We start from the raw sequence: 26,960 nt of genomic DNA, 5'->3' as shown, positions 1-26,960 counted from the left end.
ATGCACGGCGAATCTCCGATCAAACGTCGCGAATCCCGCAAAATCTGGGTCGGCAATGTACCGGTGGGCGGCGATGCGCCCATCGCGGTGCAGAGCATGACCAATACCGACACCAATGACGTCGCCGCCACCGTGGGGCAGATCCAGCGCCTGGTCGATGCCGGCGTCGATATCGTGCGTGTCTCGGTACCGGACATGGACGCCGCCGAGGCGTTCGGCAAGATCAAGAAGCTGGTCAGCGTGCCGCTGGTCGCCGACATCCACTTCGACTACAAGATCGCCCTGCGCGTGGCCGAACTGGGCGTCGACTGCCTGCGCATCAACCCGGGCAACATCGGCCGTGAAGACCGTGTGCGCGCGGTGGTCGATGCCGCCCGTGACCGCGGCATCCCGATCCGCATCGGCGTTAACGCCGGCTCCCTCGAGAAAGACCTGCAGAAGAAGTACGGCGAACCGACCCCGGCCGCATTGGTCGAGTCGGCGCTGCGCCATGTCGAGCACCTCGACCGCCTGGATTTCCAGGACTTCAAGGTCAGCGTCAAGGCCTCCGACGTGTTCATGGCCGTCGAAGCCTACCGCCTGCTGGCCAAGCAGATCATCCAGCCGCTGCACTTGGGCATCACCGAAGCCGGTGGCCTGCGTTCGGGGACAGTGAAATCCGCCGTCGGCCTCGGTATGCTGCTGGCCGAAGGTATCGGCGACACCATCCGCATTTCCCTGGCCGCAGACCCGGTCGAAGAAGTGAAGGTCGGCTACGACATCCTCAAGTCGCTGCACCTGCGTTCCCGTGGCATCAACTTCATCGCCTGCCCGAGCTGCTCCCGGCAGAACTTCGATGTGGTCAAGACCATGAACGAGCTGGAAGGGCGCCTGGAAGACCTGCTGGTACCGCTGGACGTGGCAGTGATCGGGTGCGTGGTCAACGGCCCGGGTGAAGCCAAGGAGGCGCATGTCGGCCTCACCGGCGGCACACCGAACCTGATCTACATCGATGGCAAGCCATCGCAGAAGCTGAACAACGACAACCTGGTCGATGAGCTGGAAAAACTCATCCGCCAGAAAGCGGCCGAGAAGGCCGAGGCCGACGCGGCGCTGATCGCCCGTGGCTGATACACAGAATTCGTAAGGACTACTCGTGAGCAAATCGCTGCAAGCCATCCGTGGCATGAACGACATCCTGCCCGACCAGTCGCCGCTGTGGCGCTACTTCGAGGGCACCGTGGCTGGCCTGCTGGACAGCTACGGCTACAGCCAGATCCGCACGCCGATCGTCGAGTTCACCGAGCTGTTCAAGCGCTCGATCGGTGAAGTCACCGATATCGTCGAAAAAGAGATGTACACCTTCGACGACCGCAACGGCGATTCGCTCACCCTGCGCCCTGAAGGCACCGCCGCCTGCGTGCGTGCGGTACTCGAGCACGGCATCACCGGCAACGGCCAGGTGCAGAAGCTCTGGTACATCGGCCAGATGTTCCGCCACGAGCGCCCACAGAAGGGCCGCTATCGCCAGTTCCACCAGATCGGCGTGGAGGTGTTCAACCTCGACGGTCCGGACGTCGATGCCGAGCTGATCATGCTGACCTGGCGCCTGTGGGGCCTGCTGGGCATCCAGGATGCCGTGGAGCTGCAGCTCAACAGCCTGGGCACCAGCGAAGCCCGCGCGCGCTACCGCGATGCGCTGGTCGAGTTCCTGTCCGCGCGCCTCGAGCAGCTGGACGAAGACAGCCAGCGTCGCCTCAAGAGCAACCCGCTGCGCATCCTCGACAGCAAGGACGCCAACACCCAGGCGGTGCTGGTCGGCGCGCCGAAGCTGGAAGACTACCTGGACGAAGAATCCCGCGTGCACTTCGAGGGCCTCAAGGCTCGCCTCGACGCTGCCGGCATTCCGTTCGTGATCAACACCAAGCTGGTGCGTGGCCTCGATTACTACAGCAAGACCGTGTTCGAGTGGGTCACCGACAAGCTCGGCGCCCAGGGCACCGTGTGCGCCGGTGGCCGCTATGACGGCCTGGTCGAGCAGATGGGCGGCAAGCCGACCCCGGGCGTTGGTTTCGCCATGGGCATCGAACGCCTGATCCTGCTGCTGGAGACCCTGGGCAAGGTGCCCGAGTCGATCAGCCGCACCATTGACGTCTACCTGTGCGCCTTCGGTGAGCAGGCGGAGCTGGCCGGCCTGCGCCTGAGCGAAAGCCTGCGCGACCGTCTGCCGGGCCTGCGCCTGGCGGTCAACGCCGGTGCCGGCAGCTTCAAGAGCCAGTTCAAGAAGGCCGACAAGAGCGGCGCGCTGTTCGCCCTGATCCTCGGCGACGACGAGCTGGCCAAGCAAGAGATCGGTCTGAAGCCCCTGCGTGGCCAGGGCGAACAACAGAACATTGCCTGGGATGCTCTTGCCGAGCACCTGGAAACCGCGATCGCCCAGGCGTAACGCGGTTCAACAACGAATAGGCGAAAAGGAGTATTGGGGTGTCGAGTACCGATGATGACGATCTGGCTGGGATCAAGGACTGGTGGAACCGCAACGGCAAGCCGCTGCTGACCGGCGCGCTGCTGGCCGGTGTGGTGGTGATGGGCTGGCAGACCTGGCACAAGTACCAGGCCAACCAGTCGCAAGGCGCCTCGGCGCTGTACCAGGCCCTGCTGGAAACCTCGCTGACGCCGTCTGGCCAGCCTGATGCCAGCAAGGTCGCCGAGCTGTCCGGCAAGCTCAAGAGCGAGTTTGGCGGTAGCGCCTACGCCCAGTACGGCAGCCTGTTCGTGGCCAAGGTTGCGGTCGACAGCGGCAAGCTGGACGACGCCGCCGCCGAGCTCAAGGCCGTGCTGGACAAGCCGGCCGACGCCACCCTGGGTGAAATCGCCCGTCAGCGCCTGGCCCGCGTGCTCGCGGCACAGGACAAGGCCGATGAGGCCCTGAAGCTGCTCGACGGCGATGCCGACAAAGCCTTCCTGGCCAGCCGTGAGGAGCTCAAGGGCGACCTGCTGCTGCAGCTGGGCCGTGCCGACGACGCGCACGGCGCCTACGAAAAAGCCAAGGCCGCGCTGTCCGACGACGCCGCGATCGGTGGCCTGCAACTGAAGCTGGATGACCTGGCCAAAGGGGACGCCTGAAGTGAAGGGTTGGAAACAAGCAGCAGTGCTCACCCTCGCCGTACTGGCAGCAGGTTGCAGCAGCAACAGCAAGAAGGAACTGCCCCCGGCCGAGCTGACCAAGTTCACCGAGGAAGTGGTGCTGAAGAAGCAGTGGAGCCGTTCGATCGGTGACGGCCAGGGCGAGACGTACAACACCCTGGTACCGGCCATCGAGAACGACCGCATTTACGCTGCCGACGTCACCGGTGAAGTCTTCGCACTCGACCGCCTCAACGGCGATGTAGTGTGGAAAAAAGACCTCGAGCTGCCGGTTTCCGGCGCGGTTGGCGTGGGCTACGGCCTGGTCATGCTGGGCACGCTCAAGGGCGAGGTGATTGCCCTGGATTCGAGCACCGGCGAAGAGCGCTGGCGTTCGCGCGTCACCAGCGAAGTACTGGCACCGCCCGCCAACAACGGCGACGTTGTGGTGGTGCAGACCCAGGATGACCGCCTGATCGGCCTCGACGCCGCCACTGGCGACCGTCGCTGGATCTACGAAAACACCCCGGCGGTGCTCACCCTGCGTGGTACCGGCGCGCCGATCGTCACCAACCGCCTGGCTGTCGCCGGCCTGTCCACCGGCAAGGTGGTGGCGGTGGACATCAGCAACGGCGTACCGGTGTGGGAAAGCCGCGTGGCCATCCCGCAAGGCCGCTCCGAGCTGGACCGTGTGGTGGACATCGACGGCGGCCTGCTGCTGTCCGGTGGCACCCTGTACGTCAGCACCTACCAGGGCCGCGTCGCCGGCCTGGACCTGGAAAGCGGCCGTGTGCTGTGGCAGCGTGATGCCTCCAGCTACGTGGGTGTCGCCCAGGGCTTCGGCAACGTCTACGTGAGCCTGGCTTCGGGCACCGTCGAAGGTGTCGACGAGCGCTCCTCCAGCGCCCTGTGGAGCAACGACAGCATGGCCCGTCGCCAGCTGTCGGCGCCGGAAGTGTTCTCCAGCTACGTGGCGGTGGGTGACTTCGAAGGTTACCTGCACCTGCTGAGCCAGGTCGATGGCCGCTTCGTCGGCCGTGAGCGTATCGACAGCGATGGCCTGCGTGCCCGCCCACTTGTGGTCGGCGACACCATCTACGTCTTCGGCAACAGCGGCAAGCTCGAGGCACTGACCATCCGCTGAAGCTATGCTTGAGCCCGTTCGCGGGCTCAGGTAGCGGCGCAGGAGCGCCGCCCGAACTCCGGCCGCTGCCTTGCAGCGGCCTTTGCATTTTCAAGAATTCAAGAGTGGAGAGCCGCATGGTTCCCGTAATCGCCCTGGTGGGCCGCCCGAACGTCGGCAAATCCACCATGTTCAACCGCCTGACCAAGACCCGCGATGCCATCGTCGGTGACCTGTCGGGCCTGACCCGTGACCGCCAGTACGGCGATGCCACCTGGCAGGGTCGTTCCTTCATCCTGATCGACACCGGCGGTATCACCGGTGACGAAGTGGGCATGGACGAGAAGATGGCCGAGCAGTCGCTGATGGCCATCGAAGAAGCCGACTACGTGCTGTTCCTGGTGGATGCCCGCGCCGGCATGACCGCCGCCGACCAGATGATCGCCGACCACCTGCGCAAGCGGAACAAGTCGGCCATCCTGGTGGCCAACAAGATCGACAACATAGACCCGGACATCGCCCGCGCCGAGTTCTCGCCGCTGGGCATGGGTAACGCCATCCCGGTGGCCGGCTCCCAGGGCCGTGGTATCAACGCCCTGATGGAATCGCTGCTCGGCCACATCCCGCGTGATGCCGAGGAAGAAGCCCTCGACCTGAACGTCGCCGAAGGCGAAGAGGCCGTGCGCATTCCAGGCCCGAGCGAGAAAGACGGCATCAAGATCGCCATCATCGGCCGCCCGAACGTGGGCAAGTCGACCCTGGTCAACCGCATGCTCGGCGAAGAGCGCGTGGTGGTGTACGACCAGCCGGGTACCACCCGCGACAGTATCTACATCCCGTTCGAGCGTGATGGCGAGAAGTACACCTTCATCGACACTGCCGGCGTGCGCAAGCGCGGCAAGATCCACGAGGAAGTCGAAAAGTTCTCGGTGGTGAAGACCCTGCAGGCGATCAAGGACGCCAACGTGGTGGTCTTCGTCATGGACGCCCGCGAAGGCGTGGTCGACCACGACCTCAACCTGCTCGGCTTCGCCCTTGAAGCCGGCCGGGCCATCGTCATCGCGCTGAACAAGTGGGATGGCATGGAAGCGGGCGAGCGCGACTACGTGAAGACCGAGCTGGAGCGCCGGCTGTTCTTCGTCGACTTCTGCGACATCCACTTCATCTCCGCCCTGCACGGCACTGGCGTTGGCCACCTGTACAAGTCGGTGCAGGCCGCGTTCAAGTCGGCGGTCACCCGCTGGCCGACCAGCCGCCTGACGCAGATCCTCGAAGACGCCATCAGCGTGCACCAGCCGCCACTGGTCAACGGCCGTCGCATCAAACTGCGCTACGCCCACCTCGGTGGCGCCAACCCGCCGCTGATCGTGATCCACGGCAACCAGACCGAGAAGGTGCCCAACTCCTACTCGCGTTACCTGGAGAACACCTACCGCCGCGTGCTCAAGCTGGTCGGTACGCCGATCCGCATCGAGTACAAGGGCGGTGAGAACCCGTACGAGGGCAACAAGAACACCCTCACCGATCGCCAGGTCAACAAGAAGCGCCGCTTGATGTCGCACCACAAGAAGGCCGAGAAGAAGCGCCGCGACAAGCGCTAGTCACTGGGCTGCGTTACGCTTCGTGGGAGCGGGCTTGCCCCGCGATGGTTTCAGGCAGAGAGGTTTTGCTGCCTGGTCAATTGCCATCGCGGGGCAAGTCGCATCGGCGCACCGCCGCTCCCACGGTTGGTGACTTGACCCAACGCAATCCCCCTATTGTTTCAACCTTTTTCCTGACTGCTTGATCCGCTATGCTCGGACACCACCCCGTGCCGGACAAACCCCAGGAAAGAGGGCTCCATGATCCGCAGCAAACTGCCGAATGTCGGCACGACCATCTTCACCACCATGTCGCAGCTCGCCATGCAGACCGGTGCGCTCAACCTGTCCCAGGGCTTCCCTGACTTCAACGGCCCCCAGGCCCTGCTCGATGCCGTTGGCCGCCATGTGGCCGCCGGGCACAACCAGTATTCGCCGATGACCGGCCTGCCAGCCCTGCGCCAGCAAGTGGCGGCCAAGATCGCCCGGCTGTATGGCGTGGCGGTGGACGCGGACCAGGAAGTGACCATCACCCCCGGCGCCACCGAAGCGATCTTCTGTGCCATCCAGGCGGTAATCCACCCCGGCGATGAAGTGATCGTCTTCGACCCGTGCTACGACAGCTACGAACCCTCGGTGGAGCTGGCCGGTGGCCGCTGCGTGCACGTGCCGCTCGCGGACGGCAGCTTCAGCATCGACTGGCAGAAGTTCAGCGATGCCCTCAGCCCGCGCACGCGCATGGTCATCCTCAACTCGCCGCACAACCCCAGCGGTGCGCTGATCAGCCGCGACGACCTGGACCAGCTGGCCGCGCTGATCGCCAACCGCGACATCTACCTGGTCAGCGACGAAGTCTACGAGCACTTGATCTACGACGGTGTGCGCCACGCCAGCGTGCTGGCCCACGAGCAGCTGTACAGCAGAGCCTTCGTCATCAGCTCGTTCGGCAAGACCTACCACGTCACTGGCTGGAAGACCGGTTACGTGGTCGCGCCACCGGCGCTCAGCGCCGAACTGCGCAAGGTTCACCAGTACGTCAACTTCTGCGGTGTCACACCCTTGCAGTGTGCCTTGGCCGACTTCATGGCCGAACACCCGGAGCACATCGACGAATTGCCGGCCTTCTACCAGGCCAAGCGTGACCTGTTCTGCGACCTGTTGCAGGCCTCGCGGTTCAGCTTTACCCGTACCCCGGGCACCTATTTCCAACTGGTGGACTATTCGCAGATCCGCCCCGACCTGAACGACGTCGACATGGCCCTGTGGCTGACCCGCGAACACGGCGTGGCCAGCATCCCGGTGTCGGTGTTCTACCAGCAACCCATCCCCGAGCAACGCCTGGTGCGCCTGTGCTTTGCCAAACGCGAGGAGACGCTGCGACAGGCGGCGGAGAGACTATGCGCGATCTGAGTGAACTGCCGAACCTGAAAATCGCCCTGGTGCAGACCACCCTGGCCTGGCACGACCGCGAAGCCAACTATGCCCATTTCGAGGAGCTGATCGGCCAGGCCGGTGAAGTCGACCTGGTGATCCTGCCAGAGATGTTCACCACCGGTTTCTCGATGGAATCGGAAAGCCTGGCGGAGCCGGAGAACGGCCCGACCTACAAATGGCTCAAGGCCCAGGCGAAGAAGCGCAATGCGGTGATCACCGGCAGCGTGATCATCCAGGCCGCCGATGGCAGCCACCGCAACCGCCTGCTGTGGGCGCGGCCCGATGGCGAGATCCTGCACTACGACAAGCGCCACCTGTTCCGCATGGCCGGCGAACACAAGCACTACACCCCCGGTGAGCGCCAGGTGCAGTTCGAACTCAAGGGCTGGCGCATTCGCCCGCTGATCTGCTACGACCTGCGCTTCCCGGTATGGAGCCGCGACGCCCAGGACACCGACCTGCTGCTGTACACCGCCAACTGGCCGGCAGCGCGGCGCACCCATTGGAACCGGCTGCTGCCGGCGCGGGGCATCGAGAACCTGTGCTTCGTGGCGGCGGTGAACCGGGTGGGCACCGATGGCAAGGGCTTTGCCTATTCCGGCGACAGCCAGGTGCTGGATTTCCAGGGCGAGAGCCTGTTGAGCGCGGGCGAGGCCGACGGGGTGTTCACCGTAGTGCTGCGTGCCGCGGAACTGGCGGCGTACCGGGCGCGCTTCCCGGCCAATCTGGATGCCGATACCTTCGAGCTGCATTGAGGGCCAATCGCGGGGCAAGCCCGCTCCCACGCGATCACGTGGGAGCGGGCTTGCCCCGCGATGGTTTCAGGCTTCAGTACACATCCCGCCGATAGCGCCCATCCTCGATCAGCTGCTGCACCTGCGCTTCACCGAGCATCCCCCGCAGCGCCGCATCCACCCCCGCAGCCATCCCGTGCAAACTGCCGCACACATACACACAGGCGCCGTCGTCGATCCAGCGCTTGAACTCGACGGCCTGCTGCAGCAGCACATCCTGCACATAGACCTTCTCGGCCTGGTCGCGTGAAAACGCCAGGTCCAGCCGTTGCAGATCGCCCTTGGCCAACCAGCCCTGCAGCTCCTCGCCACACAGTAGGTCGTGGGCACGGTTGCGCTCGCCGAACAGCAGCCAGTTGCGCTGCTCACCTGCGCCAATGCGTGCCTTCAAGAGGCTGCGCAAGCCAGCCAGGCCGGTGCCATTGCCGATCAGTACCATCGGCGCCGCCGCGTCGGGCAAGTGGAAGCCGCTGTTACGGCGCAGACGCGCGCTGAGCGTGCCGTCCAGCGCCAGGTACTCGGTCAGCCAGCCGGAACCCAGGCCCAGGTTGCCATCGGGGTGGCGTTCCTGGCGCACGATCAACTCCAGCTCGCCATCGCTGGCAATGGAGGCGATCGAGTATTCACGGGCACTCAGCGGGATCAGCGCATCGACCAGCGCCTGGGCATGCAGCCCCACCAGGTGCTCACGGCTCTGCGGCAGTTGGCGGCCGCCCAGGGCCTGGGCGAGGGTTTCCTGGAGGCCGTCCACTTGCACCGGGCTGTGTGGGTCCATGCCCAGGCCGGCCAGCAATGCATCGATGCGCTGTTGGCCATTGCGTGGCACTACTTCAATCAGGTCGCCGGCCTCCCAGTTCGCCGCTACCTCGGGTTGCAGGCCCAGCAGGAACACCGGGGCGCCCTGGCTGCCCGGGTTGAGCAGTTCACGGCGGGCCAGGCGCCAATTGCCGAAGCTGGCGGGCTGCCACGCGGCTACCGGCTGCGCGCCGGTCAGTCGTGCCAGCTCTTGTTGCCACAGTTGCAGCGCGGCGGGGTCGGCGTTGTCCACTTCGACTGCGCTGAATGCGCTGCTGGCGCCACGCTCGCTGAGCCAGGCCTGCAGCCGTCGGGCAAAACCGCAGAAGTGCGGATACTGGCGGTCGCCCAGGGCCAGCACGGCATAGTCCAGGTGTTCCAGTGCCCAAGGCTTGCCGATGACTTTGCGTTCGAAGGCCCGAGCGCTGTCCGGCGCTTCACCGTCGCCGAAGGTGCTCACCACGAACAGCGCGCGGTTGGCCTGGCGCAGTTCGGCCTCGCCCAACTGCGCCAGCGGGCGCACCTGCACCGGCAAGCCGACGGCCTGCAGCTGCCCGGCGCTCTGCCAGGCCAGTTGCTCGGCGAAGCCGCTCTGGCTGGCGAAACCGATCAGCCAGCTGTCGCCGTTGCCGGCACTGGCCGACACCGCGCTGCGGGCGGCACGCACCTGGCGCTTCTTGCGCCGGCGGTCTAGGTACAGCAGCCAGCCGGTGACGAAGAACAGCGGCATGGTCAGGCTGGCCAGGGTAACGATGATTCGCCCCGGCAAGCCAAAGTAGCTGCCCACGTGCAGGGCGTAGACGCTCTGCAGCAGCTGGGCCTTGAACGAGCTGTCGCTGTAGCGCTGGTGGCGCTTGATCTGGCCGGTGGCCGGGTCGAGGGTGAGGGTGTTGAAGGCGCGCTCGTGGTCGGCGTCCTGCAACAGGTAGAACAGCGTAGCCGGCTGACCGCCGGCTGGCGGCAGGCGCAGGTTGTAGGTGGACAGGCCAGGGCCCGCCGCGTCCTTGAGATTGGCCCAGATGGCGTCGTAGTCGACCACCAGTGGCGGGGCGTTCTTGTCGACCTTTGGCGGGCCATGGCGGCCACCGCGGCCTTCACCGCGCTTCTGCTCGCCGGCCGCCGGTGGGTCGGCCAGCAGCTTGTTCAGGCCCGCGCGGTACCACTCGTACGACCAGAACAGCCCGGTCAGGGCGAACAGCAGGTAGAACAGCAGGCACCAGGTGCCGAACACCGCATGCAGGTCCCAGTTGAACGCGCGGCCTTTCTTGGCCCAGTCCAGGGTCAGCCAGGTCCGCCAGTTCAGGGCCTTGCGCGGCCAGCGCAGGTACAGGCCGGACAGGCAGAAGAAGATCAGCATCAGGGTGCAGGCACCGGTGATCTGCCGGCCGGTGTCGCCCACGGCGAGGAAGCGGTGCAGTTGCAACACGAAGTCGAAGAAGCCCAGCCCGCTGACTTCGCCCTTGAGCTCGCCGGTGTAGGGGTCGGCATAGCGCAACTCGCCGCGGCGCTCACCGGGCGCGGGGGTGAAGAAAATCCGCGCGGCATTACCCTCGCGGGTGTCTACCCACAGCATCGAGACCTTGTCGCCTTGCGCGGTTTCGACCCGGCGCACGAGCTCGGCCGGCGGCAACACGCCCTCCTGGCGAACCTCGACCTTGAGCACCTCGGCGTTGAACGCGCGCAGCAGCTCCTCCTGGAACGACCAGATCGCCCCGGTGATGCCCATCAGCGCCAGCACCAGGCCAGCGGTGATGCCAAACAACCAGTGCAGCTGGAACAGCGTCTTCTTCAACACATCGATCACCTTGTCTGGCCGCCTACCGCGCGGCGTGCATTATGCCTTGATACGCAAAAGCCCCGTTCAAGCAAATGAACGGGGCTTGGGCTGCATCCTTTAGAAGTGGACGCTGGTGGTCAGCAATGCGGTCCGGCCCGCCGCCTGGTTGGCGAAGTGGGTAGAGAACGCCTTGTCGTAGTAGACCTCGTTGGTGAGGTTCTGCACGTTCAGCTGCAGGTCGACGTTCTTGGTCAGCTTGTAGGCGGCCATGGCGTCGTAACGTACGTAGCTGTCGACCATGGTGGTGTTGGCCACGTTGCCGAACACGTCATCGACGTAGAAGGCGCCGCCGCCGACGGTGAACTTAGGCGTGACCTGGTAGGTGGTCCACAGGCTGGCGCTGTTGTTCGGGGTGTTCGGCAGCTGGTTGCCGTCGTTGGCCTTGCCCAGCGGGCCGCCGTCGATCTGGCGGGCCTGCATGTAGGTGTAGCCGGCGAATACCTGCCACTTGTTGGTCAGCTTGCCGCTGGCCGACAGCTCGATGCCCTGCACGCGGGTTTCGCCGACGTTCTCGTAGCTGGTGGTACCCACCTGCACACGGGCGTTTTCTTTCTCGGTGCGGAACAGCGCGGCGGTGAGGGACAGACGCTCTTCGAGCAGGTCCCACTTGGTGCCGATCTCGTAGTTGGTGGTTTCTTCCGGTTCCATGTCGCTGGCGAGCAGGTTGCCGGAGCGGTCGGTGGTGTTGCCCAGCGGGTTGCCTTCCATGCCTTCGCCCAGCTGCGCGCCCGGCGGGGTGGCGGAGGTGGCGTAGGACACATAGATGCTGCCATTGTCGGCCGGTTTCCACACCAGGCCCAGCTGGCCGGTGATGAACTCGCTGGTGTCCTCGCCCTTGGCGGCGATGCCCTTGGCGTTGACCGTGGTGCTGCCGTTGGCGTTATGGGTACGGTACTGGGTGTCGAAGTGGTCGTAGCGCAGGCCCATGTTCAGCAGCCAGGCCGGGGTCAGCTCAAGGGTGTCGAACACATACAGCGCTCGGGTGTTGCTCTTGGTGTTGGTGCCGGCGTAGTTGCGCGAGATGGCGCCGTTCCACGGATCGTCCGGGTTCGGGTTGCTCAGCGAGGTGCAGTTGTAGGACGGCGCGCCGATGCCGTTGCATTGGCGCAGGTTGTTGACCACGGTGGTGCCGGCGGTGGTAGCGACATCGTAGGAGGTCCGGTCGGACTCCTCGCGGCTCAGCTCGATACCGGTGGAGAAGCTGTTCTTCAGGCCGCCCAGGTAGAACTCACCGAACAGGTCGGTCTGGTTGGTGGTGGTGGAGGTATTGCTGACACGGGTGTTGGCCCGGCGCCAGACGCTGCCACGGTTGACGTTGCCCTGGCTGTCGTCCGGCTGGGTCAGGATATAGTCCTGCATGCTGCTGCCGTGGCGCAGGGTGTTCTTGATGGTCAGCGCATCGGTCAGGTCGTGCTCGATGGCGAAGGTGGCGATGTCTACCCGCGACTTGCGGAAGTCACGGTCGGTCAGGCCATAGAAGTTGTCGCTGTCGCCACCGTCCTGAGGCTTGCTCGGGTGCGCCGAGGTACGCGCGGCACTGCCACGTACAGGAATGCTGTACGGGATGCCCGAATCCGGCAGGTCGTCGCTTTCCAGGTGGTAGTAATCGAGGTTGACGCGGGTCGGCGTACCCAGGCCGAAGGCCAGCGACGGGGCGATGCCCCAACGGTCGTAGTTGACCTTGTCGCGGCCGGCGACGTTGCTTTCGTGGGTCATCAGGTTCAGGCGCCCGGCAATGGTATCGCTGAACTGGTAGTTGCCGTCGAAGGTGTAGCGCTGGGTCTGGTCGCTGCCCCAGGTCCAGGCGCCGTCCAGCGAGTTGCCCAGGTGCGCGCGCTTGCTCACCAGGTTGATGGTGCCGCCCGCCGCGCCGCGGCCACCGATGGCCGAGTTCGGGCCCTTGGCCACTTCCACCGATTCGATGGCGAAGATCTCACGGGTTTGCGCGCCAGTGTCACGCACGCCGTCCAGGTAGGTATCGCCCTGGGCGTCGAAGCCACGGATGAACGGGCGGTCGCCTTGCGGGTTGCCGCCTTCGCCGGCGCCGAAGGTGATGCCGGGCACGGTGCGCAGGGCATCCTGCAGGTTCAGGGCATTGGTGTCCTTGATCACTTGCTGCGGGATCACGGTGACCGAACGCGGCGTGTCCACCAAGGGGGCGGTGTACTTCTGCGAGGAGGCTTTCTCGACCTTGTACTCGGTGTTCGCCTGTTCGGCCTTGCCGTTGACGCTGGTGGCGTCGAGGGTGATGGCGTTATTGGCGGCCGGGTCGGCAGCGTAAGCGGAAGTGGCGGTGATCGCCAGGCCGATGGCGGAGGCGAGCAGGCGTGGTGAACTGACGGCGGTTGGCACGTGACGCATTGTTATTGACCTTCCCCAAGGTATTGAAGGCCGCGGATGTTAATGTAAGCGAATGTAAGGAACAATTGAGAAGCGTTACCATTCGCCAGGAATTTACATTCTTTACATTTTCACCTTACGGTTTTTATGGGTTCGTGCGTCAATTGGTCAGAAAGGGGCTTGTGAACGGTAAAAGGGAATCAATATCATTGGCGCCCCTTACCTGTGCTAGGTGCCACCGCCATGCTGCTTCACATTCCTGGGCTGTTCGACGCCGACGAAATCTCGCGTATTCGCCAGGCCCTGGAGCAGGCCGACTGGGCCGACGGCAAGGTCACGGCGGGTTACCAGTCGGCCAAGGCCAAGCACAACCTGCAACTGGCCGAAGGCCATCCGCTGGCCAAGGAAATCGGCAGCGCGCTGATCGAGCGGCTGTGGCGCAACCCGCTGTTCATGTCGGCGGCGCTGCCGCACAAGGTGTTCCCGCCGCTGGTCAACTGCTACCAGGAGGGGGGCAATTTCGATTTCCATATCGACAACGCCCTGCGCCAACCCAAGGGCAGCCCGGAGCGGGTGCGCACCGACCTGTCTTCCACCCTGTTCCTCAGCGACCCCGACAGTTACGACGGCGGCGAGCTGGTGATCCAGGACACCTACGGCGTACAGCAGGTCAAGCTGGCGGCCGGCGACATGGTGCTGTACCCCGGCACCAGCCTGCACAAGGTCAACCCGGTCACCCGCGGCGCCCGTTATGCAGCGTTCTTCTGGACCCAGAGCCTGGTGCGCGATGACGGCCAGCGCACGCTGTTGTTCGAGATGGACAACGCCATCCGCCAGCTCACCGCCGACGTGCCGGATCACCCATCGCTGCTGCAACTGACCGGCACCTACCACAACCTGCTGCGCCGCTGGGCCGAGGTCTGAGCCGTGTCCTATCAGTTGCGTCGTGAACAGGTGGTGGACCTGGCCGGGCTCAAGGCCATGCTCGAACACAGCCCGGGCCAGGCCGCCCAGGCCATCCTCGCGGCGGCAGGGCAGGGCGCGGTCGAGGCACAGTTGTTGCTGGGGCAGATCCTGCTCGACGGGCGCGGCATCGAGCAGGATGCCGAGGTCGCCCGGCGCTGGTTCCAGATTGCCGCCCAAGGGGGCAATGGCATGGCGCACAACATGCTAGGGCGCTGCCTGGAGCATGGCTGGGGCGGTGCGGTGGACCTGGCCCAGGCGGCCATTCACTACGCGCGTGCGGCCGACACCGGATTGGACTGGGGCATGTACAACCTGGGTAACCTGCTGGCCACCGGGCGTGGGCTGCCGGAGAACCAGGCCCAGGCATTGGCGTGCTACGAGAAGGCTGCTCAGCTGGGCCACGCCAAGTCGATGAACTTGTACGGCCGTTATCTGGAGCAAGGTATTGCCACCGCCGCCAGCCCGGCCCGTGCCGTACGTTGGTATCGCCGTTCGGCCGAGGCGGGGGATTTTCGCGGCATGTTCAGCCTGGCGATGGTGTTGGTCGAGCGGGGGCAGGTCGGCGAAGCAGGGCCTTGGCTTGAGCGAGCCAGGGTTGAGGGCAACCTGAATTTCCTGCGCAGTGCACGGGTGACGCTGCAGGGCGGCGGGCCTTTGCTGGCAGGCTACGCGGCTGCGTATGCCGGGGAGATCGAACAACGCGGGATTTGATGGCGCATGTCCGGGCCTCTTCGCGGGTAAACCCGCTCCCACAAGTACAGCGCTCGATTCAGACCTGGCGCGATCCTGTGGGAGCGGGCTTGCCCCGCGATAGGGGCGCACATACAAAACGGGGCCTTGCGGCCCCGTTTTCAGTTACAGGTAGTAAGCCTTCAGCGGCGGGAAGCCGTTGAATTCCACCGCGCTGTAGCTGGTGGTGTAGGCACCGGTGGACAACCAGTACAGACGGTCGCCGATGGCCAGGTTCAGTGGCAGGCCGTACTTGTAGTTCTCGTACATGATGTCGGCGCTGTCGCAGGTCGGGCCGGCGATCACCACTTCTTCGGTCTCGCCTTTCTTTTCGGTCCAGATCGGGAACTTGATGGCTTCGTCCATGGTTTCGATCAGGCCGGAGAACTTGCCCACGTCGGTGTAGATCCAGCGCTCGACCGCGGTGCGCGACTTGCGTGCCACCAGCACCACTTCGCTGACCAGGATGCCGGCGTTGGCGATCAGCGAGCGGCCTGGCTCGAGGATGATTTCCGGCAAGTCGTCACCGAAGTCTTCCTTGAGGAAGCGAATGATCTCTTCGGCGTAGGTCTCGAGGCTGTTGGTGCGGGTGATGTAGTTGGCCGGGAAGCCGCCACCCATGTTGATCAGCTTCAGCTCGATGCCGTCTTCTTCCTTCAGGCGCTCGAAGATCACCTTCACCTTGGCGATGGCGGCGTCCCACACGCTGATGTCGCGCTGTTGCGAGCCAACGTGGAAGGAGATGCCGTACGGCACCAGGCCCAGGTCGCGGGCGAGGATCAGCAGGTCCATGGCCATGTCGGTCTGGCAGCCGAACTTGCGCGACAGCGGCCAGTCGGCAGTGGTGGAGCCTTCGGTGAGGATACGCACGTAGACTTTCGAGCCCGGCGCGGCCTTGGCGATGTTGCGCAGGTCGGCTTCGGAATCGGTGGCGAACAGGCGCACGCCCTTATCGAAGAAGTAGCGGATGTCCTTGGACTTCTTGATGGTGTTGCCGTAGCTGATGCGGTCAGGGCTGACGCCGCGGCCAAGCACCTTGTCCAGCTCGTAGATCGAGGCGATGTCGAAGCTCGAACCTTTCTCTTTGAGCAGGTCGATGATTTCGACGGCAGGGTTGGCCTTGACCGCGTAGTAGACCTTGGCGAATTCGAACCCGGCGCGCAGGTCGTCGTAGGCCTGGCTGATCATCTGGGTGTCGATGAGTACGAACGGGGTTTCCTGTTTGTCGGCGAACGCCTTCATTTTCTGGAAGGTGTCACGCGCGAAATAGTCTTCGACCTGGATCGACATGCTCAAGGGCTCCATGGGCAAACTGAAAAAATAAGTGGCTGCAAACTGAACGTCCTCCGTATCCCCACTTTGGTTCGCCTACTTCCCAAGGCATGTCGCCGAAAGCAAAAAGGTCAACCGTGCCAGGTGTGTGGCTGCGGGTGACCTTGCTGTCTCGTCGTCAGTACTTGAGCCGGATGGATCGTTTCCAGCATGGACGTTCGGCGCGCACTTTAGGGCGTGATTCCAGCAAGATCAACAGGCAATCCCGGTGGGTTCGCCGTGGATCGACGAGCAGTTACCTGAATAACCGACTCGTGTGACCGGCAGATGTTCCCCGGGATCTTTGAAGCGTTAAATATTGTGGAATAGACCTGATTGGCCCCGTCGCGGGTGAACCCGCCCCCACAGGGATTGCGTGATTCCTGTGGGAGCGGGTTTACCCGCGAAGGGGGGGCAGGTGTTCATATTTATGGCCACGTATCTCTGGTACGTCGGTGCATGAAACTCGTCATAAATTTTTTGTTACCGACTGGCGGAATTGCTGGTTTTGATGAGAAACATTACTATTCGCACCCTTATCTGCCTGCCTGATGACCCCCTACCGTGTCCGGACACAAAGGCTTCCTCGACCACTATCACGAGCTGATCGGCACCTGGACGCGCAAGTTGCGCAGTCGTCAGCAGGCCGAGGACCTCACCCATGATGCCTTCGTGCGGGTTCTGGAAAACCCTCGCGATCGGGTCGAGCAGCCACGCGCCTACCTTCACCAGACCGCACGCAACATCGCTGTCGATGGCTTTCGTCGCGAAGACCGGCGCCAGGCTTTGGTGCTGGAAGGATTCGACGACGAAGCGGCGCCGGCTGATGACCCGGAAGCCTACGTGCATGCCCTGGAACTGGCCGACAGCGTCGAGCGGGCGCTGGCCGAACTGCCACTCAACTGCCGGCAGGTGTTCGTCTGGCAGAAGCTCGAAGGCCTGAGCCAGGCCGAGATCGCCGAGCGCATGGGCTTGAGCAAGAACATGGTCGAAAAGTATATGATCCGCACGCTCCGACATCTGCGTGAGCACCTGGATGTGTCGGCCAGATGAGTCAGGAGACCCCATTGATGAAACAGCACGTTCTCGACCCCGTGCGCGAGCAGGCCGCGGCATGGTTTGCCCGCGTCCAGGATGCGCCGGGCGATGGCGAGATGCTGGCGGCCCTGGGTGCGTGGCTTGAGCAGGACGCCCGGCACCGCGAGGAATACCAGCTGCTTGTGCGGCTATGGGGCGCGGCCGACTTCATTCCCCGTCAGCGCCTTGAAGCGTTGTGCTCTGCCGAGCCGGTGCGTCAGCTGCCGCGCCGCCGTGTGCTGCGCCAGGCGTTGGCGGCAGGCGTGGCGATCGCCGCCCTGGGCCTGGGTTGGAGCGGCTGGCAGTATCAGCAGCTCAATCATCACGAAAGCTTGCAGACCAACATGGGCGAGCGACGTCAGTTCGAATTGCCGGATGGTTCGCATCTTGAGCTCAACAGCGCGACCCGGGTGGACGTGGCCTTCAGTTCAGGCCGGCGACAGGTGCGGCTGAGCCAGGGCGAGGCGATGTTCATCGTCGCTCACGACAGCAACCGACCTTTCGTGGTCGGTACGGCCCAGGGAGAGGTGACCGTAACAGGTACCCGTTTCGACGTGCGTCAGGATCCGGGCAGCACTCGGGTGGCGGTGGAGCAGGGCTCGGTGCGGGTTCAGGGCACAGGCGGTTCGCTGGCGCAGTTGGGCGCAGGCCAGGGTTCGCACATCGACACCCAGGGTAATGTCGCCGCGCCCTACACCATCGACGCCAATGCGCTCACCGCCTGGCGGCAGGGCAAGCTGGTATTCGACAACGCCCCGCTCAGTGAGGTGGTCAAGGAAGTCTCGCGCTACCGGGCTCAGCCCTTGAAGGTTGCGCCGGGGAAAGTGGCCGGCCTGCGCCTGTCCAGCACCTTCAGCATCGACGATCCGGACGCCCTGCTGCGCGCCTTGCCGAGCATCTTGCCGGTGGCGGTCAAACAGCACCCGGACGGCTCCAGCGAAATAATTTCAAAATAGATTCAGGTTTTTTTTCGCCCGTTCGTCTTCCCCGCCAGCTGCAACTGCCAAGCATTTACATTTGCATGCGGTTGGCGTTTATCCGACCTTTCAGGATTTCTCGAAGACGTGAACAACAACAAGCCCCTTCTCCAGCTGCGCCGCCTGGCGCTGGCCCTGGCGGTCAGCGCTGCCGCCGCCAACAGCTACGCCGAAAGCATCCAGATCCAGGCCCAGCCGCTGGCGACCGCGCTCAAGCAACTGGGCCAGCAGACCAACCTGCAGCTGTTCTTCAGCCCCGAACTGGTGGCGGGCAAAGAGGCCCCGGCGGTGTCCGGCGAGCTGGCCCCGGAACAAGCGCTGCAGCAACTGCTGCAAGGCAGCGGGCTGACCTTCGAGCAGTCGGCCGATACCGTGGTGGTCAAGCCGGCGGCAGTCGCCGGGACGCTGACAACCGGCACCCTGGAGCTGGCGCCCACCGATGTGAAAGTGGTCGGCGACTGGCTGGGCGATGCCCAGCAGAGCGTGGTGCAGAACCACCCCGGCGCACGCACCGTGGTACGCCGCGAGGCGATGGTGGAGCAGGGCACCATGAACGTGCGCGATGCCCTGCGTGGCATCCCCGGGGTACAGGTGCAGGATTCCAACGGCACCGGCGGCAGCGACCTGTCGCTGAACGTTGGCGTGCGTGGCCTGACCTCGCGCCTGTCGCCGCGCTCGACCGTGCTGATCGACGGTATCCCGGCCGCCTTCGCGCCCTATGGCCAGCCACAGTTGTCGATGGCGCCGATCTCCTCGGGCAACCTCGACAGCATTGATGTGGTGCGCGGCGCAGGCTCGGTGCGCTATGGCCCGCAGAACGTCGGTGGGGTGATCAACTTCGTTACCCGGGCGATCCCCGAGAAGGCCACCGGCGAGCTGGCGACCACCCTTGAAACGTCGCGTTATGGCGGATGGAAACACACCGAGTCGGCCTTCGTCGGCGGCACCGCCGACAACGGCATCGGCGTGGCGCTGTTGTACAGCGGCGTCAACGGCAATGGTTACCGGCGCAGCAACAACGACAACGACATCGACGATGTGCTGCTCAAGACCCATTGGGCGCCGACCGACGTCGACGAGTTCTGGCTGAACTTCCACTACTACGATGGCCGCGCCGACATGCCCGGCGGCCTCACCCAGGCCCAGTACGACCAGGACCCCTACCAGTCGCTGCGTGACTACGACTACTTCGCCGGCCGGCGCAAGGACGTGTCGTTCAAGTGGCAGCGCCAGCTCGACGACGCCACCCAGTTCGAGGTGCTGACCTACTACACCGACAGTTTCCGCGGCAGCACCATCGCCTCCAGCGACATGACGACCTTGTCGTCGTACCCGCGCAACTACCACACCTTTGCCATCGAGCCGCGCTTGTCGCGGGTGTTCTTCGTCGGCCCGACCACCCAGGAGGTCAGCGTTGGCTACCGCTACCTGAAGGAGGCCATGCGCGAGCAGTCGACCCGGTTGTCGTTGATCAACAATGTGCCGACCCAGACGGCCAAGTCCGACGGCCATGTGTTCCAGGACCGCAGCGGTGGTACCGAGGCCAGCGCCTACTACATCGATGACAAGATCGATGTGGGCAACTGGACCATCACTCCAGGTATCCGCTTCGAGCACATCAACACCGACTGGCGCGACCGCCCGGTGCTGGACGACAGCCGCAAGCCGGTGGCAGAGAAGAACCGCAGCATCACCAGCAACGAGCCGCTGCCGGCGCTGAGCGTGATGTACCACCTGTCCGATGCGTGGAAGCTGTTCGCCAACTACGAGACCTCGTTCGGCAGCCTGCAGTACTTCCAGCTGGGTCAGGGTGGTACCGGCGACAGCACTGCCAATGGCCTGGAGCCGGAGAAGGCCAAGACCTACGAGCTTGGCACGCGCTATGACGATGGCCATTTTGCCGGTGAGCTGACGGCGTTCTACATCGACTTCGATGACGAGCTGCAGTACATCAGCAACACGGTGGGCTGGACCAACCTCGGCGCCACCACGCACCAGGGTATCGAGGCGTCGGCGCGCTATGACCTGGCCGGGCTGGACCCGCGCCTGCAAGGGCTGTCGGTGAATGCCGGGTACACCTACACCCGGGCCACCTACGAGGGTGATATCCCCGGCTTCGAAGGCCGCGACCTGCCGTTCTACTCGCGCCAGGTGGCGACTGCCGGCCTGCGTTACCAGGTCAACCGCTGGACCTGGAACCTCGATGCGTTCGCCCAGTCCGGGCAACGCGCACCGGGTACCGGCATGACCAAGACCGGTCAGTTCACCGGCAATTACATTACCGAACCGAGTGCCGATGGCCAGTACGGCGATATCCCGGGCTACGTGACCTGGCATGCCCGGGGTGGCTATGACTTCGGGCCGCAACTGTCCAACCTGAAGCTGGCAGCCGGGGTGAAGAACCTGTTCGACAAGCAGTACTTCACCCGCTCCAGCGACAACAACTCGGGGATCTACGTGGGTGAGCCGCGCACCTTCTATGTGCAGGCCAGTGTAGGGTTCTGATCCGACGTTGCCTTCATCGCGGGGCAAGCCCGCTCCCACGCCAGATACCAACCTGTGGGCTGGCGTGGGAGCGGGCTTGCCCCGCGATGCATTTACGAGGCCACCGCCTCGGCCGGCGACACGATACTGGTCTTGCCACCCCGCGAGCGCCCGGAACTCAGGTACGCCGCAATCGACTCCTGCGTCACTTCCCCGAGGAACACCTGCCCTGCATCCAGCACCGGCAGCCACGCCCGGTTGAACTCGTACATCCGCGACAGCAGGATGCGCAGGTGTTCATCGTGCGACGCCGTGGCATTGAACGGCCGCAGGAAGTCCCCGCAAGTGCCCTGTTGGCGATGCATGTCGCGCCGGCGCACATAGCCCAGCGCCTTGTTCTGCCCGTCGGTCACCACCACATAGCGGCGGTCGTGCTCATCCAGCAGCTCGAGCGCATCGGCCACCGGCGTTTGCGGGCTCACCGACGGCGCGTTGTCCGCCGCATCTTCGGCGCGCACCAGCAGCAGGCGCTTGAGCGTGCTGTCCTGGCCGACGAAGTTGCTGACGAAGTCATCCACCGGGTGCGCCAGCAGGGTGTCCGGGTGATCCAGCTGCAACAGCTTGCCGGCGCGGAAGATGGCGATCTTGTCACCCAGCTTGATCGCTTCGTCGATGTCGTGGCTGACCATGATCACGGTCTTGTTCAGCGCCCGCTGCATCTCGAAGAACTCATGCTGGATCAGCTCGCGGTTGATCGGGTCGACCGCGCCGAACGGCTCATCCATCAAGAGCACCGGCGCCTCGGCGGCCAGTGCGCGAATCACCCCGATGCGCTGTTGCTGCCCACCGGACAGCTCACGCGGGTACCGCTGCAGATACTGCTTGGGCTCCAGCTTGATCATGCTCATCAGTTCGCGGGCGCGGTCGTGGCATTTCTGCTTGTCCCAGCCGAGCAGGCGCGGCACGACGGTGATGTTTTCCTCGATGGTCATGTTGGGGAACAGGCCGATCTGCTGGATCACGTAGCCGATATGGCGGCGCAGGGTCACTTCGTCCAGCCCGCTGGTGTCCTCGCCATTGATGAACACCTGGCCCGAGGTGGGGGTGATCAGGCGGTTGATCATTTTCAGCGTGGTGCTCTTGCCGCAGCCTGAGGGGCCGAGGAACACGCAGATCTCGCCTTCATTGACGGTAAGGCTCACGGCATCGACGGCTTTGACCTCCTTGCCGTTGGCGTGGAAGGTCTTGCTGAGGTTCTTCAGTTCGATCATGGGCGCAGTCCTTCTGGAGTCAGGGCACGTTGCAGGGTTTGCAGGAGCAGGTCGGCGATGATCGCCAGCAGGCTGACCAGTACGGCGCCGACCAGCAGCATCGACATGTCGCTGCGGCTGATGGAGGTGAGGATGAGCACGCCCAGGCCGCCGGCGCCGATGGTGGCGGCGATGGTCATCACGCCGATGTTCATCACCACGGCGGTGCGCACGCCAGCGAGGATCACCGGCACGGCGATGGGCAGCTCGACCATGCGCAGGCGCTGGCCGAAGGTCATGCCGATGCCGCGTGCGGCCTCACGAATGCCCGGCTCGACATTGGTCAGGGCCAGGTAGGTGTTGCGCAGGATCGGCAGCAGTGAATAAAGGAACACCGCGGTGATGGCCGGCAGCGGGCCGAGGCCTTGGCCGAATTTCGAGTAGAACGGCAGCAGCAGGCCGAACAGGGCGATCGACGGAATGGTCAACAGCACCGTGGCGCTGGCCTGCAGCGGGCCGGCCAGTGACGGGAAGCGGGTCATCAGGATGCCCAGCGGCACGCCGACCAGGATCGCCAGGCCCACCGCGATACCGACCAGGGTGATGTGCTGCCCGGTCAGTTGCAGGACCTGGGCCCAGTCCAGGTGGGCGAAGGTGTCGAGCAGGTTCATGGTTTCACCTCGCTGAGTGGGTGCGCTTGCAAGAAGGCTGCGGCGACCACGGTCGGGCTCTGGTGCTCGACATCGACCTTGGCGTTGAGCTGGCGCATGGTCTCGTCATCGAGCTGTTCGGCCAGCGGCTTGAGCAGCGTGGCCAGTTGCGGGTGGGCGTCGAGCACGGCCTGGCGCACCACTGGGGCGGCGGTGTAGTCGGGGAAGTAGTGCTTGTCGTCTTCGAGCAGCTTGAGGTTGAACGCGTTCAGGCGCCCGTCGGTGGTGTAGACCAGGCCGGCGAACACCTGGTCGTTGCGCATCGCGGTGTACACCAGGCCGCCGTCCATCTGGCGGATGTTGCGCCGATCCAGCGGCAAGCCATACAGCTCGCGCAGGCCGACCAGGCCATCGGGGCGGTTGGCGAACTCGGTGTCCAGCGCTACCAGGTGCAGGCGTTGCTGCTCGTCGTGCAGTACCTGGTTGAGATCGCTGATCGTGTTGATCTGCGGATAGGCCTCGGCAACCTGCCTCGGCAGGCCCAGGGCATAGGTGTTGCTGAATTTCGACGGGGTCAACCAGACCAGGCCCTTTTTTGCGTCAAGGGCTTTCACCCGGGCGTAGGTGGCGTCTGCGTTGGGCATGCGCTCGTCGACATGGTTGTAGGACACCAGCGACACGCCGGTGTATTCCCACATCAGGTCGAGCTGGCCGGTCTCCTGCGCCTGGCGCGCGATGTTGCTGCCAAGGCCGGTGGTCACGCGGACCTCGAAGCCGTTGGCACGCAGGTACTGGGCGGTGATTTCGGCGAGCACGGTCTGTTCGGTGAACATCCGCGCGCCGACGTGGATCAGCGGTTTTTCCGCTGCCTGGGCAAATCCTGCGTACAGCAGGGCCGCGCCCAGCAGCATGGCGATTGTCTTCTTCATGGGTTCCCTTTTTTCAGTGGGCCAGGCCACGTTCCAGCCAGCGCTTGCTGGAGGCACTCACCAGCGCGTCGAGCGCCAGGGCCAGCAGTGCCGTGCACGCGGCGCCGAGCAACAGCTGCGGCTGGTTGTTCAGGGCGATGCCGGGGAAGATCAGGCTGCCCAGGCTGTTGGCGCCGATCAGGAACGCCAGGGGCGCGGTGCCCACGTTCAAGGCCAGGGCCACCCGCACGCCGCCGACGATGATCGGCACGGCGTTGGGTAGTTCGACCTGCCACAGCTGCTGGCGCGGGGTCATGCCGATGCCGGTGGCGGCTTCCTTGAGCGAGGCAGGGACGTTTTTCAGGCCCTCGTAGGTATTGCGCACGATGGGCAGCAGGGAGGCGAGGAACAGCGCGAAGATCGCAGGGCCTGCGCCGATGCCCAGAACGCTCAGGGCGATGGCCAGGACGGCCAGGGGAGGAATGGTGTTGCCAATGTTGAAAAACTGCATGAAGCGTTCGGCTTTGTCGACCCGTTGCGGTCGACTCAGGGCAATGCCGGCGGGGATGCCCACGGCCAACGCCGCCGCCATCGAAGCCAGCACCAGGACCAGGTGCGCTTGCAGGTAGAAAGCCAGATCGTCGCGGTAGCGGGCGATCGTATCGATGCCGATCCAGTGGACCAGCAGGGCCAGGATGACGAGCACGGCGGCCCATCCCAACAGCCCTTTTCCGTAGCGTGCAGCCACAGGCGGACTCCTTCTTGTAGTCGGCGCTCACCCTCCCGTGTGGCCGGCCATTCCTGGCGGCGGGAGGAGTGCTCGCGAGTAGCAGCCTGATGCGTGGCATCAGGCCATGAGCCGAACCCCGTCAGGTTCGAAATGCAGGTGAAACCAGCCCTGAAGCGAAGCGGCTTGCAGGGGAGTGGACGTCTCCGTGGGCGTAAAGGTTCCCATCTGAGGCGGCATTTGGCCAGTGTTAATCACTGGCGCTAGGGAAATTTCACGCGATAAAAAATCGTGAATATGACGTGGAGGCGTTGAAGTAGCTGCTATCTAGGCCCCCTGTCGATCTTCATAGTCATTTACCGATTTATTTCGATATGTTCTTGAGGGGATATTCCCTGGGGGGTATTTTTACGGTGTGGTCGATTGCAATGTGCCAAGCGTTCGATATTGAGTTTCGGGCGTTGAGCGAGGTTGTGCAGGACGAGTTGTTGGCTCAGCTCCATTTGCTCCGGCGCCTTGGCCCTGCCTTGGGGCGCCCGCATGTGGATACGCTGAAGGGCTCCAGGCTCTCGAACATGAAAGAGTTGCGGTTCACTGCGGATGGCGGGGTATGGCGCGTCGCTTTCGCATTTGATCGTTCTCGCTGCGCGCTGTTGCTCGTTGCGGGTGACAAGGCAGGTATCAGTGAACGCAGGTTTTACGAGCGCCTGATTGACCGCGCCGATGATAGGTTTGACCAGCATTTGTCCGGAGATTGAGAAATGTACAAGACGCTTGATGAGGTAATGAACGAGCTGTCCCCTGAACGCAGGGCCAGGGTCGAGGAGCGTGGTCGCCAACTGATTCGTGAGGAACTGACGCTACAGACTTTGCGCAAACAGTTGGAGATCACTCAGGAAAGCATGGCGGAGCGCCTGGACATCCGTCAGGGCAATGTTTCGAAATTTGAGAATCGTAGCGATATGTTGATTTCAACATTGCGTGATTACCTCGAGGCCATGGGGGGGCGGTTGGAGCTGGTCGCTCATCTGCCAGGTCGCGCGCCCATTACCATCGACGGGCTTGGCGATGATTCGTCGGCTCAGGGCTAGCCGTTGCGCGAAGAGTGGAGTCACAGTCATGAATGGGGCCTGTTTTGGCCTCTTGCCCAACTTCAGGTATGATACGGCCCCTTTTTTAATCCCCCAGTCAGGCGATTTCCCATGACCAACCAGGCCGCCGAAGTCGCGAAGCGCCGCACTTTCGCCATTATTTCCCACCCCGACGCCGGTAAGACCACCATCACCGAGAAGCTCCTACTGATGGGCAAGGCGATCTCCGTCGCGGGTACCGTGAAGTCGCGCAAGTCCGACCGCCACGCCACCTCCGACTGGATGGAAATGGAGAAGCAGCGCGGCATCTCCATCACCACCTCGGTGATGCAGTTCCCCTACCGCGAGCACATGATCAACCTGCTCGACACCCCCGGCCACGAAGACTTCTCGGAAGACACCTACCGCACCCTGACCGCGGTGGACTCGGCGCTGATGGTGCTCGACGGCGGTAAGGGTGTAGAGCCACGCACCATCGCCCTGATGGACGTCTGCCGCCTGCGCGACACGCCCATCGTCAGCTTCATCAATAAACTCGACCGTGATATCCGCGACCCGATCGAACTGCTCGACGAAATCGAGGCAGTACTGAAGATCAAGGCCGCGCCGATCACCTGGCCGATCGGTTGCTACCGCGACTTCAAGGGTGTTTACCACCTGGCGGGCGACTACATCATCGTCTACACCCCGGGCCACGGCCACGAGCGTACCGCGGTGAAGATCATCGAAAAGCTCGACTCCGATGAAGCCCGCGCGCACCTGGGTGACGAATACGAGCGTTTCCTCGAGCAACTGGAGCTGGTGCAGGGCGCCTGCCACGAGTTCGACCAGGACGAGTTCATCAACGGCCAGCTCACCCCGGTGTTCTTCGGTACCGCATTGGGCAACTTCGGTGTCGACCATGTGCTCGACGCGGTGGTCGACTGGGCGCCGCGCCCGCTGGCACGTGCGGCCCACGAGCGTACCGTGGAGCCTGTGGAAGAGAAGTTCTCGGGCTTCGTGTTCAAGATCCAGGCGAACATGGACCCGAAACACCGCGACCGTATCGCCTTCATGCGCATCTGCTCGGGCAAGTACGAGAAGGGCATGAAGATGCGCCACGTGCGCACCGGCAAGGACCTGCGCATCGGCGATGCGCTGACCTTCTTCTCTTCCGAGCGTGAACAGCTCGACGAAGCCTTCGCCGGCGACATCATCGGCCTGCACAACCACGGCACCATCCAGATCGGCGACACCTTCACCGAAGGCGAGGCGCTGGGCTTCACCGGTATCCCGCACTTCGCCCCGGAGCTGTTCCGCCGCGTGCGCCTGAAGGACCCGCTGAAATCCAAGCAGCTGCGCCAAGGTCTGCAGCAGTTGGCCGAAGAAGGTGCGACCCAGGTGTTCTTCCCCGAGCGCAGCAACGACATCATCCTCGGTGCGGTCGGTGTGCTGCAGTTCGACGTGGTCGCCAGCCGTTTGAAGGAAGAGTACAAGGTCGAGTGTGCCTACGAGCCCATCACCGTGTGGTCGGCGCGCTGGATCAGCTGCGATGACAAGAAGAAGCTCGAGGACTTCCAGAACAAGGCCATGGAGAACCTGGCCATCGACGGCGGCGGTCACCTGACCTACCTGGCGCCGACCCGGGTCAACCTGTCGCTGATGGAAGAGCGCTGGCCGGATGTGAAGTTCCGCGCGACCCGCGAGCATCACTGATTCCAAAAGCCTGCACCCAACCCTGTGGGAGCGGGTTCACCCGCGAATGCGATGTTGAATTAACCGACGCATTCGCGGGTAAACCCG

Annotated in this window: 22 protein-coding genes; 15 read left to right on the top strand and 7 right to left on the bottom strand. The window is 64.0% G+C overall.

Going from position 1 to position 26,960, the window contains the following annotated elements; all coding sequences use genetic code 11:
• The 7 genes from ispG (at position 1) to F6X61_RS16065 (ending at position 7,997) form a co-directional block, all read left to right on the top strand.
• Positions 1-1,110 (top strand): flavodoxin-dependent (E)-4-hydroxy-3-methylbut-2-enyl-diphosphate synthase, encoded by a 1,110-nt coding sequence (gene ispG, locus F6X61_RS16095; RefSeq protein WP_110993496.1) that lies wholly within the window; start codon positions 1-3, stop codon positions 1,108-1,110.
• 25 nt (positions 1,111-1,135) lie between these two features.
• Positions 1,136-2,425, top strand: coding sequence for a histidine--tRNA ligase (gene hisS / locus F6X61_RS16090; RefSeq protein ID WP_110993495.1), 1,290 nt, complete (start codon positions 1,136-1,138; stop codon positions 2,423-2,425).
• Between the two features lie 38 nt (positions 2,426-2,463).
• The gene (locus F6X61_RS16085; RefSeq protein ID WP_153787453.1) at positions 2,464-3,105 is read left to right on the top strand and encodes a tetratricopeptide repeat protein; all 642 of its coding nucleotides are present in this window, start codon (positions 2,464-2,466) and stop codon (positions 3,103-3,105) included.
• Positions 3,080-4,249 (top strand): outer membrane protein assembly factor BamB, encoded by a 1,170-nt coding sequence (gene bamB, locus F6X61_RS16080; RefSeq protein WP_153787452.1) that lies wholly within the window; start codon positions 3,080-3,082, stop codon positions 4,247-4,249. The genes F6X61_RS16085 and bamB overlap by 26 nt, the downstream gene beginning before the upstream one ends.
• Before the next feature lie 116 nt (positions 4,250-4,365).
• Entirely contained in the window at positions 4,366-5,829 is a 1,464-nt protein-coding gene (der, locus tag F6X61_RS16075; RefSeq protein ID WP_153787451.1) for a ribosome biogenesis GTPase Der, read from the top strand.
• A 240-nt stretch (positions 5,830-6,069) separates the two neighbouring features.
• Complete coding sequence (locus F6X61_RS16070; protein WP_153787450.1) at positions 6,070-7,218, top strand: pyridoxal phosphate-dependent aminotransferase; 1,149 nt, start codon at positions 6,070-6,072, stop codon at positions 7,216-7,218.
• Positions 7,206-7,997: an amidohydrolase gene (locus F6X61_RS16065; RefSeq protein ID WP_153787449.1), complete on the top strand. Its 792-nt coding sequence runs from the start codon at positions 7,206-7,208 to the stop codon at positions 7,995-7,997. Before F6X61_RS16070 ends, F6X61_RS16065 begins: the two co-directional genes overlap by 13 nt.
• A gap of 73 nt (positions 7,998-8,070) precedes the next feature.
• Here F6X61_RS16065 and F6X61_RS16060 read toward each other — a convergent pair whose 3' ends face one another.
• On the bottom strand, positions 8,071-10,626 hold the full coding sequence (locus F6X61_RS16060) for a sulfite reductase flavoprotein subunit alpha (protein WP_153787448.1): 2,556 nt from the start codon (positions 10,624-10,626) through the stop codon (positions 8,071-8,073).
• Positions 10,627-10,725: 99 nt separating this feature from the next.
• Positions 10,726-13,029: a TonB-dependent siderophore receptor gene (locus tag F6X61_RS16055; protein WP_153787447.1), complete on the bottom strand. Its 2,304-nt coding sequence runs from the start codon at positions 13,027-13,029 to the stop codon at positions 10,726-10,728.
• 222 nt (positions 13,030-13,251) lie between these two features.
• On the opposite strand from F6X61_RS16055, the gene F6X61_RS16050 reads away from it, so the two are divergent.
• On the top strand, positions 13,252-13,932 hold the full coding sequence (locus tag F6X61_RS16050) for a Fe2+-dependent dioxygenase (protein WP_125465391.1): 681 nt from the start codon (positions 13,252-13,254) through the stop codon (positions 13,930-13,932).
• Positions 13,933-13,935: 3 nt separating this feature from the next.
• On the top strand, positions 13,936-14,685 hold the full coding sequence (locus F6X61_RS16045) for a tetratricopeptide repeat protein (protein WP_153787446.1): 750 nt from the start codon (positions 13,936-13,938) through the stop codon (positions 14,683-14,685).
• Between the two features lie 144 nt (positions 14,686-14,829).
• Here F6X61_RS16045 and F6X61_RS16040 read toward each other — a convergent pair whose 3' ends face one another.
• On the bottom strand, positions 14,830-15,993 hold the full coding sequence (locus F6X61_RS16040; RefSeq protein WP_110993485.1) for a type III PLP-dependent enzyme: 1,164 nt from the start codon (positions 15,991-15,993) through the stop codon (positions 14,830-14,832).
• Positions 15,994-16,578: 585 nt separating this feature from the next.
• Here F6X61_RS16040 and F6X61_RS16035 point away from each other — a divergent pair.
• The 3 genes from F6X61_RS16035 (at position 16,579) to F6X61_RS16025 (ending at position 20,573) form a co-directional block, all read left to right on the top strand.
• Positions 16,579-17,067, top strand: coding sequence for an RNA polymerase sigma factor (locus F6X61_RS16035; protein WP_153787445.1), 489 nt, complete (start codon positions 16,579-16,581; stop codon positions 17,065-17,067).
• A gap of 17 nt (positions 17,068-17,084) precedes the next feature.
• Entirely contained in the window at positions 17,085-18,047 is a 963-nt protein-coding gene (locus F6X61_RS16030; RefSeq protein ID WP_153787444.1) for a FecR family protein, read from the top strand.
• Positions 18,048-18,155: 108 nt separating this feature from the next.
• Positions 18,156-20,573 carry a TonB-dependent receptor gene (locus F6X61_RS16025; protein WP_153787443.1) on the top strand — a complete coding sequence of 806 codons (2,418 nt, stop codon included), beginning with the start codon at positions 18,156-18,158 and terminating at the stop codon, positions 20,571-20,573.
• A 92-nt stretch (positions 20,574-20,665) separates the two neighbouring features.
• On the opposite strand, the gene F6X61_RS16020 is transcribed toward F6X61_RS16025, so the two are convergent.
• From F6X61_RS16020 to F6X61_RS16005, 4 genes are read right to left on the bottom strand one after another with little or no spacing between them, the layout of a single operon-like run.
• On the bottom strand, positions 20,666-21,823 hold the full coding sequence (locus tag F6X61_RS16020; protein ID WP_153787442.1) for a betaine/proline/choline family ABC transporter ATP-binding protein: 1,158 nt from the start codon (positions 21,821-21,823) through the stop codon (positions 20,666-20,668).
• Positions 21,820-22,473 carry an ABC transporter permease gene (locus tag F6X61_RS16015; protein WP_153787441.1) on the bottom strand — a complete coding sequence of 218 codons (654 nt, stop codon included), beginning with the start codon at positions 22,471-22,473 and terminating at the stop codon, positions 21,820-21,822. Before F6X61_RS16015 ends, F6X61_RS16020 begins: the two co-directional genes overlap by 4 nt.
• Positions 22,470-23,381: a glycine betaine ABC transporter substrate-binding protein gene (locus F6X61_RS16010; RefSeq protein WP_153787440.1), complete on the bottom strand. Its 912-nt coding sequence runs from the start codon at positions 23,379-23,381 to the stop codon at positions 22,470-22,472. Before F6X61_RS16010 ends, F6X61_RS16015 begins: the two co-directional genes overlap by 4 nt.
• Positions 23,382-23,394: 13 nt before the next feature.
• Positions 23,395-24,108, bottom strand: a complete 714-nt coding sequence (locus F6X61_RS16005) for an ABC transporter permease (RefSeq protein ID WP_153787439.1) — start codon at positions 24,106-24,108, stop codon at positions 23,395-23,397.
• A 407-nt stretch (positions 24,109-24,515) separates the two neighbouring features.
• On the opposite strand from F6X61_RS16005, the gene F6X61_RS16000 reads away from it, so the two are divergent.
• From F6X61_RS16000 to F6X61_RS15990, 3 genes are all read left to right on the top strand, one after another.
• Positions 24,516-24,845, top strand: coding sequence for a type II toxin-antitoxin system RelE/ParE family toxin (locus F6X61_RS16000; protein WP_153787438.1), 330 nt, complete (start codon positions 24,516-24,518; stop codon positions 24,843-24,845).
• A 3-nt stretch (positions 24,846-24,848) separates the two neighbouring features.
• Positions 24,849-25,178, top strand: coding sequence for an XRE family transcriptional regulator (locus F6X61_RS15995; protein ID WP_153787437.1), 330 nt, complete (start codon positions 24,849-24,851; stop codon positions 25,176-25,178).
• Between the two features lie 111 nt (positions 25,179-25,289).
• Complete coding sequence (locus F6X61_RS15990; protein ID WP_153787436.1) at positions 25,290-26,873, top strand: peptide chain release factor 3; 1,584 nt, start codon at positions 25,290-25,292, stop codon at positions 26,871-26,873.
• Positions 26,874-26,960 lie beyond the last annotated feature (87 nt).

This window comes from Pseudomonas sp. EMN2, assembly GCF_009650555.1.
Taxonomy (GTDB): domain Bacteria; phylum Pseudomonadota; class Gammaproteobacteria; order Pseudomonadales; family Pseudomonadaceae; genus Aquipseudomonas; species Aquipseudomonas sichuanensis.
This window is presented reverse-complemented; position numbering and strand designations above follow the sequence as displayed.

What these genes read in the sequence shown, in the direction of transcription:
- ispG (WP_110993496.1), top strand. Translation starts at nt 1, where the DNA reads ATGCACGGCGAATCTCCGATCAAACGTCGCGAATCCCGCAAAATCTGG.
- bamB (WP_153787452.1), top strand. Translation starts at nt 3,080, where the DNA reads ATGACCTGGCCAAAGGGGACGCCTGAAGTGAAGGGTTGGAAACAAGCA.
- der (WP_153787451.1), top strand. Translation starts at nt 4,366, where the DNA reads ATGGTTCCCGTAATCGCCCTGGTGGGCCGCCCGAACGTCGGCAAATCC.
- F6X61_RS16070 (WP_153787450.1), top strand. Translation starts at nt 6,070, where the DNA reads ATGATCCGCAGCAAACTGCCGAATGTCGGCACGACCATCTTCACCACC.
- F6X61_RS16065 (WP_153787449.1), top strand. Translation starts at nt 7,206, where the DNA reads ATGCGCGATCTGAGTGAACTGCCGAACCTGAAAATCGCCCTGGTGCAG.
- F6X61_RS16055 (WP_153787447.1), bottom strand. Translation starts at nt 13,029, where the DNA reads ATGCGTCACGTGCCAACCGCCGTCAGTTCACCACGCCTGCTCGCCTCC.
- F6X61_RS16050 (WP_125465391.1), top strand. Translation starts at nt 13,252, where the DNA reads ATGCTGCTTCACATTCCTGGGCTGTTCGACGCCGACGAAATCTCGCGT.
- F6X61_RS16040 (WP_110993485.1), bottom strand. Translation starts at nt 15,993, where the DNA reads ATGTCGATCCAGGTCGAAGACTATTTCGCGCGTGACACCTTCCAGAAA.
- F6X61_RS16030 (WP_153787444.1), top strand. Translation starts at nt 17,085, where the DNA reads ATGAAACAGCACGTTCTCGACCCCGTGCGCGAGCAGGCCGCGGCATGG.
- F6X61_RS16020 (WP_153787442.1), bottom strand. Translation starts at nt 21,823, where the DNA reads ATGATCGAACTGAAGAACCTCAGCAAGACCTTCCACGCCAACGGCAAG.
- F6X61_RS16015 (WP_153787441.1), bottom strand. Translation starts at nt 22,473, where the DNA reads ATGAACCTGCTCGACACCTTCGCCCACCTGGACTGGGCCCAGGTCCTG.
- F6X61_RS16010 (WP_153787440.1), bottom strand. Translation starts at nt 23,381, where the DNA reads ATGAAGAAGACAATCGCCATGCTGCTGGGCGCGGCCCTGCTGTACGCA.
- F6X61_RS16000 (WP_153787438.1), top strand. Translation starts at nt 24,516, where the DNA reads ATGTGCCAAGCGTTCGATATTGAGTTTCGGGCGTTGAGCGAGGTTGTG.
- F6X61_RS15995 (WP_153787437.1), top strand. Translation starts at nt 24,849, where the DNA reads ATGTACAAGACGCTTGATGAGGTAATGAACGAGCTGTCCCCTGAACGC.
- F6X61_RS15990 (WP_153787436.1), top strand. Translation starts at nt 25,290, where the DNA reads ATGACCAACCAGGCCGCCGAAGTCGCGAAGCGCCGCACTTTCGCCATT.